The 10,261-nt window shown below is 47.5% G+C and carries 9 protein-coding genes and 1 pseudogene; 3 read left to right on the top strand and 7 right to left on the bottom strand.

Annotation, left to right across the window (positions count from 1 at the left end; translation table 11 throughout):
- On the top strand, window positions 1-376 hold a 376-nt coding region (gene arfB, locus RMO35_RS21815), incomplete at its 5' end, for an alternative ribosome rescue aminoacyl-tRNA hydrolase ArfB (protein WP_309744247.1).
- Window positions 377-434: 58 nt separating this feature from the next.
- Here the strand turns inward: arfB and RMO35_RS21810 are convergent.
- The 3 genes and pseudogenes from RMO35_RS21810 to RMO35_RS21800 form a co-directional block, all read right to left on the bottom strand.
- Window positions 435-737 (bottom strand): DUF3082 domain-containing protein, encoded by a 303-nt coding sequence (locus RMO35_RS21810; protein WP_309744245.1) that lies wholly within the window; start codon window positions 735-737, stop codon window positions 435-437.
- Between the two features lie 217 nt (window positions 738-954).
- Complete coding sequence (gene ispE, locus RMO35_RS21805) at window positions 955-1,896, bottom strand: 4-(cytidine 5'-diphospho)-2-C-methyl-D-erythritol kinase (protein ID WP_309744243.1); 942 nt, start codon at window positions 1,894-1,896, stop codon at window positions 955-957.
- A 222-nt stretch (window positions 1,897-2,118) separates the two neighbouring features.
- Window positions 2,119-2,922 (bottom strand): annotated as a pseudogene (locus RMO35_RS21800) (Uma2 family endonuclease); the annotation flags it as partial.
- 190 nt (window positions 2,923-3,112) lie between these two features.
- Between RMO35_RS21800 and RMO35_RS21795 the strand changes: the two are divergent.
- Complete coding sequence (locus tag RMO35_RS21795; RefSeq protein WP_309744238.1) at window positions 3,113-4,012, top strand: spherulation-specific family 4 protein; 900 nt, start codon at window positions 3,113-3,115, stop codon at window positions 4,010-4,012.
- An 80-nt stretch (window positions 4,013-4,092) separates the two neighbouring features.
- Here RMO35_RS21795 and RMO35_RS21790 read toward each other — a convergent pair whose 3' ends face one another.
- Window positions 4,093-5,643: a pentapeptide repeat-containing protein gene (locus tag RMO35_RS21790; RefSeq protein ID WP_309744236.1), complete on the bottom strand. Its 1,551-nt coding sequence runs from the start codon at window positions 5,641-5,643 to the stop codon at window positions 4,093-4,095.
- A 235-nt stretch (window positions 5,644-5,878) separates the two neighbouring features.
- On the opposite strand from RMO35_RS21790, the gene recN reads away from it, so the two are divergent.
- A complete protein-coding gene (gene recN, locus RMO35_RS21785) occupies window positions 5,879-7,633 on the top strand; it encodes a DNA repair protein RecN (protein WP_309744234.1) in 1,755 nt (584 codons plus the stop codon).
- 17 nt (window positions 7,634-7,650) lie between these two features.
- Here recN and RMO35_RS21780 read toward each other — a convergent pair whose 3' ends face one another.
- The 3 genes from RMO35_RS21780 to RMO35_RS21770 all read right to left on the bottom strand — a co-directional run.
- On the bottom strand, window positions 7,651-7,938 hold the full coding sequence (locus RMO35_RS21780) for a hypothetical protein (RefSeq protein WP_309744232.1): 288 nt from the start codon (window positions 7,936-7,938) through the stop codon (window positions 7,651-7,653).
- Window positions 7,939-8,057: 119 nt separating this feature from the next.
- On the bottom strand, window positions 8,058-10,028 hold the full coding sequence (gene acs / locus RMO35_RS21775) for an acetate--CoA ligase (protein ID WP_309744230.1): 1,971 nt from the start codon (window positions 10,026-10,028) through the stop codon (window positions 8,058-8,060).
- Between the two features lie 51 nt (window positions 10,029-10,079).
- Window positions 10,080-10,261, bottom strand: a 182-nt coding sequence (locus RMO35_RS21770; RefSeq protein ID WP_309744228.1) for a hypothetical protein, incomplete at its 5' end; no start/stop codon positions are given.

Below are 10,261 nucleotides of genomic sequence, written 5' to 3'. Positions count from 1 at the left end.
TAGTGAAATCGAGATTAGTGCTATTCGATCGCAAGGTGCTGGCGGTCAAAATGTGAATAAGGTAGCGACGGCGATTCATTTGCGATTTGATATTAGAGCATCATCTTTACCAGAATGGTATCAAGAACGGTTGCTAAAATTAACCGATCGCCGGATTACTAATGAAGGTGTAATCGTGATTAAATCACAGGAACATCGCAGTCAAGAACGCAATCGATCGGCAGCTTTCGATCGCTTGAAGGAGCTGATTTTAAGTGTTGCGGTGGTAGTCTTACCTCGCAAAATTAGAACGCCAAGTAAAGGTCAAGAGCGACGGAGGTTAGCAGCCAAGAAACATCGCTCGGAAATTAAGGCAATGCGAAAAATTGTGGAGTAGATCTAGTGTTATTTATTAATTCCTAACTGCTGCTGGATTACTGTATATGCCAAGTTTCTTATTTATTAACAGTTTGCGGCTTACTAAATGTTGATTGAATTGCCAATCCAATTAGACCGATCGCAATAATCCCACATACCGCCATACCCAAAGCTGTCGAACCTACCACCAGCGTCCGCACCGCAGCGGCGATATTATTCGCCATCGTCGTCTTTTGGACCATCGGTTTGGTCGCAAATGTCATCGCAATCCTGCTAGTCATCGCATACAATGCCAGCGACATGCTGCCAGCAATCAGCGAACCAGTCAAACATTTTAAGGGACTGGGTAAAGTCGTTTCGGGAGGTGTAATTTGGGTCATGGGTGAGATGGGAGATGGGAGGACGGCGATTGGATTAGATTCTACATTCCGCACTTCATAAAATCTCTGCCTAAAAAGCCTTATTTTTCGCATCTGGTAGGGTGTGTTATACCGTCAGGGTAACGCACCACATAGCTCGATCGAACGAGGATCGGTGCGTTTTGCTGGCGCAGAAACACACCCTACGCAAGCGAAAAATTGAAGTGCGGAATGTAAGTTAGACTACTCTGACGCCGCGATCGCTAAACTGAGTTACAAATAATTCTAGATCTGGATCGGGGATGGCAGCACGAACTTGATGATAGATTGTTTCGGCTTGTGCTAGTGAGGTTGCTAGACTAAATACTGTCGGCCCCGAACCAGACATCATCGTACCCAGATTAGCGTGGCGCTGAAATTCGGCTCGTAATTGGCTGACTTGTGGGTACGCAGGTAACACTACTTTTTCGAGATCGTTGTACAGCAGCTTGCCAATTTTAACCGCATCTCGGGCGACGATCGCGCGGACTAGATCTCCAGAATGAATCTGGTGGGAACGAGTCGCTAGACTAGCGAGTGCCTGTGGGTAGTCATGTTCGTATTCATGCCGATAAGTCGTGTAAGCCCACGGTGTCGATACGGCTAGACTTTGATATTTTCCCAGCACCACATAGATCCCGTCTAAGCTAGGTAGGGGCGAGATGACATCCCCTCTACCCGTAGCGATGGCAGTGCCGCCCGAAATACAAAAGGGCACGTCAGAGCCTAACCTTGACCCCAGTTTTTGGAGATCGCCTTGAGTGAGTCCGAGTTCCCATAGTAAGTCGATGCCGACTAAGACAGCCGCAGCATTTCCCGAGCCGCCAGCTAAGCCAGCCGCGATCGGGATATGTTTGTGTAAGGTAATTTCGACTCCGCCATATTCACTCAGAGCATAGGGAAACTCTTGCTGCATCAATTCCGCCGCGCGATAGGCAAGATTGGTGCGATCGAGTGGCACATTTGGATGTCCGCAGTGCAAAATAATATCATCTGTAGCTAGCGATCTGAGTTCGACGCGATCTGCTAAATCGACCGTCTGCATTACCATCACTAGTTCGTGATAATTATCGGGTCTGATGCCGAGGATTTCTAAATGGAGATTGATTTTGGCTGGAGCGATTAAGGTGTAGGATTTCATCTAGATTAATAATTATCGCAGCTAATTCTAGACTTCATCGGGATCGATTCCCAAATCTCGCAGTTTTGCAGCTAACCTTGCCACCCGCTCTCGCGCCTGTTGGGACTCGGCTTGTGCCTGCTGGGACTCGGCTTGTGCCTGCTGGGACTCAGCTTTAGCTCGTTCGGACTCAGCTTTAGCTCGTTCGGACTCAGCTTGTGCTCGTTCGGACTCAGCTTTAGCTCGTTCGGACTCAGCTTGTGCTCGTTCGGACTCAGCTTGTGCTTGTTGGGTTTCTACCTGTGCCTGCTGGGACTCAGCTTGTGCCTGCTGCGACTCGGCTTGTGCTTGTCTGGTTTTGGTGATTTCTAGCTGTGTCCGCTGTTGCTCTAGTTTCACCCATTCAGGTGGTGTCGGATAACGCTGATTATTTTCATCGTACCAATAGAGCCAATCTCTGGTTACGCCGCCATAATCGCCCCGCTCATAACCGATCCCTAAGCCGATTTCTTGCATCCATAAAGGATTCCCACTTTGTAACTCATAGCTACCATTTATCAGCTTGTAAATTTCTAGCTTAGGCTTGCGCCGCCGTTTGGAGTTGCGAAAAGTGCGGTCTTGGGGTTTCCCCAAGTGGAGCACCTTTTCAAGAGAGTAAACTACATAATATAGAACTCCCAGATTGGCATATTGAGACAGCTTAGTAGTATATTCCTGTCGATAGTTTGTGGAAACGACCTCTAATACAATGCTCGGTACGATTAACTCATCCCACAGCACATAACTAGGTCGCAGTTCTTCATCATAAAATCTTTCGACACCCAAGCTTAAAAAACCATCAGGTACGATCGGGGGTAAATCTGGATCGAAATAAATCGCCATATCGATCCCAAATAACCAGTCCATGCGCTGTCCCCAAAGGATCAGCAGGATTGATTTCAATAATCCAGGGATTAATTCTTGAAGTTCGCTATCCACAGGCGTATCATCGGAGCAAGGGAGTTCTTCGGCGGAGGGTAAGCATTTACGCAGTTCGGATTGGAACATGGCTACTATACCAGATCGGATAAGTGTATTTTAGCAAGGCTGCCCACGAGTGTAACAAATAAAACTTTTCAAATATCCTCTGACGATCGTTTCTCCCTACTGTAAGATGAAAGGATACTTAAAGATCGTTTTTAGAAACTACCACACGATCGGGTTGTCGAGAATATTTATATAGAATGACGGTCGCTGGATGAGATTAGAGCGTTTACTAATTGCCGCTATTCTAACTGCTTGCTCGATCGGTTGTACGTCCGATCGTCAACAACAGCTCTCAAAACGATCGGATCGGATCGACTTAACTCGGATGCAGATTACCAGTAAGCTCGATCGGCATTCAAAACTCCAGATTTTGTTACCACTATATATTTATCCCAATTGGTATGACAAAAATAACTATATTTGGAAGCAAGTAATCGCGGCTGCGAACAAAGTCCCGATCGTCGCGATTATCAATCCGAATAATGGCCCTAATGGTATGCCACCAAACGTAGATTATCAACAGGGCATCAAAGATTTACATCAAGCTGGCATCAAAATAATTGGCTACGTTCCTAGTAACTATGCCAAACGCGATTTACTCGCAATCGAAGCCGATATCGATCTATACATTAAATATTTTAATGTTCAAGGAATTTTTATCGATGAGGCTGCAAACACACCGGAAAAACTAAATTATTATCATCGAATTTATCGTTATATAAAATCTCAATCGCTAAGTAGTAATGCTAACCATGGTTCCGGTTATACTGTGACGCTCAATCCTGGTACTGCGATCGACGAAAGTTATCTCAGCAAACCAGTTGCCGATACGATCGTGTTATTTGAAAACAAGCAAAAAAATTGGCAGGATTACCAGCCACCCGCTTATGTTGCTAAATATTCCCCTCAACATTTTGCCACACTCATCCACACAACTACCAACCGCAAGCTGATGAAAAACAGCCTCGATCGCGCTGCTAAATCTAGGTTTGGATATGTGTATATTACCAACGACAGTACCGATACTGCTAACAACAACCCGTGGGATACTTTACCACCCTATTGGCAAGCAGAAGTTAACTATATCGAGCAATTAAATAATCTCGAATAGATCGAGGATGAACCGAACCATCAGGCATCGTCGCACCTGTGAGGATGGCATTATCGAGCAATTAAATAATCTCGAATAAATCAAGGATGAACCGAACCATCAGGCATCGTTGCACCTGTGAGGATGGCACTATCTAATTTGGCATTAGTTAAAGTTGCCTTAGTGAGATTGGCATTAGACAGATCGGCATTAGTTAAATCTGCACCTGTGAGATTGGCATTTCTCAGATCTCCTTGCTGAAATTCGGCAAATTTGAGGTTGGCATCGGTAAGATTAGCATTGCGTAAAGAAGCCCCTCTGAGCTTGGCATAGACTAATTTAGCCTGAGTCAGATTTGCTCCTGCCAAATTTGTCCCGCTCAGTTTGGCACCATAAAGAGCAGCGCGTTGAAGGTTAGCCCTACTAAAATTAGCCCCACTCAAATCGGCATCTTGAAAAATTGCTAGTGTCAAATTAGCATCGGTAAAATTTGCCCCATTTAGGTTGGATTGTGGCACAACTGCGCCAGTGAGATCGGCTTTAGCAAAATTTTGCCCGTTGAGATTGCAATTAATACATCTTTTTTCTTTAATGAGTTTACCGCGATCGGATGCGGCAAATTGGGCTTCGCTGGCGATCGCGCGATTTTTGGCAATTTGGGCGGGACTTAGTTCATCATTTTTCGGTAATAAGAACTGATACCCAAGTATGAGTAGACTAAAGAGAACACCAGCCCCAATTCCCCAGCGCCACCAGTGGATCTGACGCTTAGGTACGGGTAATTGAAATGACGATCGGTCGGTCGGAACTTCTGGCGATCGCTCGGTGGTAATTTGCCGATCGATAAACCGATCTAGATATTGCTGGCGATGGTTCGATGCCACCATATTTGTCAGCCAAGCGATTAATTGTGGATCGGTATTTGCTGGTAATAAGTGCTGAAAATACAGCCGATAGTTAGCATCGAATAAATGCTGAGCGTGGGAGGTAGCAGTACCCGTTAATAGGCAAATCATTGACAGCCCTAAACTATAGAGATCGTAAGCTGAATCTAGTTGAATATCGGTTATTTGCCCAGAATAGTTAGGATTAGCCGGGTAGGCATTAGGGCGATCTTCTAGTTGGGGGTGCAGCCCAAAATCTACTAAATAGATTGCCAGCTCTGTCTCGGTATCGACGATGATATTCTCGGGTTTGATATTCTGATGAATACAGGCAGGTGCTAAGTGATGGAGCTGCTTAAGAATAGTTAATATCGCATCAGTGACTAGCCGAATATCCGCTGGTGGTAGCGTTCCTAGTTCGGCAAGGGAAACTCCCGGCTGATACTCGCGCACGAGACAGAATCCGGTTGGTGTCTGGAAGGAATTGAGGTATCGCGGAATATTCAGATCGTCAAGTTGTTGTAACCTAGCGATTTCTGGTAAATAATTAGCATAGTCTAGAGATGGCGTTTGTCGATCGAGTCGCCATTCTTTGATGACCACCAATCGCTCGGAATCAGCCTCTGTCGCCAGATAGCTAATCCGACTACCGTTGCTATGTACTGACAATTTCTCAGATACTCGATAGCCATAAATTTTTAAATCGGGCAGGTTATCCATACTCTCAGCCGATTCGATCGGTAAAGCAAAATCGTCTAAGTCATTCATGGCTGTCAGCCTCAAGTCTAGATAGATTTCTCAACTCTAGTCGATCGCTACCAGACTCGGCTTCCATCATCCAGCGCAATTAATTTAGGTTTTAGACTTTAGGCTTTAGGGTAAAGGGCATTGGTGGTGGGATAGTGAGTTGAGTTGCAAAAATTCTCCCAGTCTCCCATCTCCCATCTCCCATCTCCCACCTCCCCATCTCCCATCTCATCTACCCTCTACCCTCTACCCCCTAATGCTATTGTCCTTGCACATTCATAATTTTACCCTGATTGACGAGTTAGAACTCGAATTTGGGGCAGGCTTAAATGTGCTCACTGGCGAAACTGGTGCGGGAAAATCGATTATCCTCGATGCGATCGATCTTGTCTTGGGCGGGAAACCGTCACTGCGGATGATTCGCACAGGGACAGCCAAAGCCATCATCGAGGGGACATTTGCTACTACCGAGCGGATTAGGACATGGCTGATCGATCGAGAATTTGACTTAACCGATGATGATACGGTGATTTGCAGTCGCGAACTCAGCATTCAGGGGACTAACCTCCGCTCGAGAATGCGCGTCAATGGCGCGATTTGCAACCGTCAACTCGCCCAAGAACTCCGCGAGCTAACCATCGAGATTACCGCTCAAGGGCAAACCGTCCAACTGACAAATCCCAGCCATCAAAAAGAATTACTCGATCTCTATGGTGGCGAACCAATTAGCCAACAGCGCACCCAAATTGCCACCGCTTACACCACTTATCAGCAAGCTTATCAAACATGGCTCGATCGCCAGCAAAACGAACAGCAGCGCCTGCAACGACTCGACTTACTCCAGTATCAAGCCGAAGAATTAAGCCAAGTCCACCTTACCACCCCCGACGAACTCATCGATCTCGAAACCGAACGCCAACGCCTCAGTCACGTCGTCGATCTCCAACAGCAGAGCTACGCCGTCTATCAACTCCTCTATCAAAATGATACCGGGGGAGCGATCGCCGTTGCCGACATGCTCGGTAAAGCCGAATCCACCCTCATCGACATGGTGGACATCGACGCCAGCCTTCAATCCACCCTCGATCTCGTCAGTCTTGCCCTCGCTCAAATCACCGAAGCCGGACGCGAAATCAATTATTATGGTGACGCCCTGGAAGCCGATCCCGATCGACTCCTGGAAATCGAAGACCGGATTCGCGCCCTTAAGCTAATTTGCCGCAAATATGGCCCCACACTAACGGAAGCGATCGAGCATCAACTTTCTATCCAAACCGAGTTAATCCAGCTTACAGGGGCAGGAGCATCCCTTGAAGAACTCGAACACCAAGTCAAAGATCTCCAGATCCAACTCACCCAAGCTTGCCACCAACTTACCACCCTCCGCCAGCAAGCCGCGATCGATCTCGAACAAAACCTGATCCGCGAACTCAAACCCCTGGCAATGGATAAAGTCCAATTCCAAGTCGAAATCGCCCCCCAACCGCCCACAGCCGCAGGCGCAGACAGCATTAGCTTTAACTTCAGCCCCAATCCTGGCGAACCGATTCAACCGCTTGCCGCTACGGCATCTGGCGGCGAAATGAGTCGGTTTCTACTGGCTCTCAAAGCTTGCTTCTCAAATAACGGCGGTGCAGGTACCCTAATTTTTGATGAAATAGATGCTGGCGTATCGGGCAAAGTCGCCCAATCGATCGCCAGTAAACTCCACCACCTGAGCCAATCTCAGCAAGTCCTCTGCGTCACCCACCAACCCCTGATCGCCGCAATGGCCGATCGCCATTTTCGCGTAGCTAAGGAGACAATTAGTTCGAGCCATCCGGGTAACGGTAGTGCCGCAGTCGAACGTACGATCGTCCGCATTGAGGAGCTGCATTCTCAGCAGCAACGCCGCGACGAGATCGCCCAAATTGCCGGGGGACAATCGGCACAAGAAGCCATCTCATTTGCCACGTCATTATTATCGCAAGCAAAGACACGCAAGAAAGCAGTTAAACAGAGTGGGAAGTAAGTTAACCGATCGAGTAATTATCCAATTCCGTTGTCTTTTGCTAATATCCGATCGACCTTATTCTCGATCGACGTTAATCTTCTCAAAACTGTGGGACGATCTTCATCGATAGATACCACCATATTAATTAACCCTTCTTCAACATTAGCTAACCGTAACATCGCCTGTCTAATTTCATTCATTTGTTCTTCGTGAAGCAGTCGGTGCGACTCGTATTGCAACCTGCTGGTTTCTTGCTGCTCCAACATGGCTTGGATCGTCCGCGCATTGGATGCTACTAATTGCTGTAATTCTTGGTCAGTCATCGTAAATTAGTCGTTATGGGCATCTATTATTTTAAAACATTTAACTTGGATCTGAAAAGTTGCAACGATGCACGTAGATAAAGATCGTTATCGATCGCGTGCATCGCTATTTAGTTCATCTAATCATTACCTCGCAACTTATCTAACACACTGCGATCTTCCAACGTAGAAGTATCTCCAGAAACCTCCTTGCCTGCGGCTAAATCGCGCAATAACCGTCGCATAATTTTACCCGATCGAGTCTTGGGTAGTGCATCGGTAAAACGAATTTCACCCGGACGGGCGATCGCCCCAATTTCTACGCCGACGTGTTTTTGCAACTCTTTTACTAAACTTGCATCGCCGACAAAGTTACTATTTAAAGTCACAAAAGCAACTATTTCTTCGCCTTTAATTTCATCCGGTTTGCCCACAACTGCGGCTTCGACTACCGCAGGGTGAGAGACAAGCGCAGATTCGAGTTCCATCGTGCCCAGACGGTGCCCAGAAACGTTGAGAACATCATCGATGCGTCCCATCACCCAGAAGTATCCATCTGCGTCCTGACGCGCTCCATCCCCCGCAAAATACATGTATTTGCCATCTTTGGGGGCGATGTGTTCCCAGTAAGTTTTGCGGAAACGTTCGTCGTCGCCGTAGACAGTTCGCATCATTCCCGGCCAAGGATATTTGACGGCTAAGTAGCCGCCATTATTGGCGGGGAGGGTATTGCCATCGAGATCGACGATTTCGGCGATGATGCCGGGGAAGGGGCGGGTGGCGGAGCCTGGTTTAGTGGGAATGGCACCAGGCAGGGAAGTTATCATAATGCCCCCAGTCTCAGTCTGCCACCAAGTATCGACGATCGGGCATTGTTCTTTGCCGATGACGCGGTGATACCACATCCAGGCTTCGGGGTTAATCGGTTCGCCGACGGTACCGAGCAGGCGGAGGGAGGAGAGGTTGCGAGCGTTGGGGAGTTCTTCACCCATTTTCATGAAGACGCGAATAGCGGTGGGGGCGGTGTAGAAGATGGTAACGCCATATTTTTCGATGATGTCCCAGGTACAGCCCGGTTTCGAGGGGCGGGTGACTCCTTCGTACATAACGGTGGTTGCACCATTGGATAATGGCCCGTAGACGATGTAACTATGTCCGGTAATCCAACCGACATCGGCAGTACACCAATAAACATCGGTATCATTGAGATCGAAAATCCATTTGGTGGTAATGTGGCTGTAGAGGTTATAACCGCCAGTAGTATGGACTACTCCCTTGGGTTTGCCCGTGCTACCGGAGGTGTAGAGGACGAATAACATATCCTCGGCATCCATTTCGACGGCAGGACAGTCGGCGGATACGGTAGACTGAATTTCATGCCACCAGATATCGCGTCCCTCGATGATGGGGATTTCTTGCTTGGTACGTTGGACGACTAAAACCTTCTCGACTGTCGGACAGGCGTTATTTTCTAAAGCTTTATCGACTTGAATTTTCAGCGGGACAATCGCATCTTTACGCCAGCCACCATCGGCAGTAATGACAGCTTTAGCCTTCCCATTCGCTAATCTGTCGCGTAAAGCCTCCGCACTAAAACCACCAAAGACAACGGTATGTACTGCCCCAATTCTCGCACAAGCCAGCATCGCGATCGCCGCTTCCGGAATCATCGGCATATAAATCCCGACTAAATCCCCTTTGACGACACCCATCTGTTTGAGCGCATTCGCCATCTGACAAACTTCGCGATGCAATTGAGCGTAAGTCAGCGTGCGGGAGTCGCCCGGTTCGCCTTCCCAAATTAGCGCGGCTTTATTCTTACGCCAAGTAGTCAGATGTCGATCGAGACAATTATACGAGATATTAATCTTGCCGCCTGTAAACCACTTGGCAAATGGAGGCTGCCAATCTAGCACTGTTTCCCATTTTTTAAACCAATGCAATTCGCTTGTCGCCAGTTCTGCCCAAAACTGTTCGGGATTAGCTTGGGCGCGGGCATAAATATCTTCATATTCCGCCAAGCTCTTAATCTGTGCAGCTTGGGAAAATTCTGCTGCTGGGCTAAATAGTCGCTCTTCGTGGAGCGTAGATTCGATGGATATTTCTGACATGGTAGGAGCGAAGATTTACGATCGATTATTATGTAGCTAATTATCGCCCAGTTAGCGGGACAATTTGCTAGTGGCGATCGAGGTAGGATCGATCTCAGCTATCTGTCGGTAATAATGTGGTGTGTCTCGATCGATAGTCTGATGCCGTAACATTTTGTTGTTGTGAGTTTTCGCCTCTTGTTGGGGCCGGGTTTTTTGGGTTTGTTGGGTTTTTTGGGGGGTTTGGTTGTGTT

Source organism: Chamaesiphon sp. OTE_20_metabat_361 (assembly GCF_031364565.1).
This window is presented reverse-complemented; position numbering and strand designations above follow the sequence as displayed.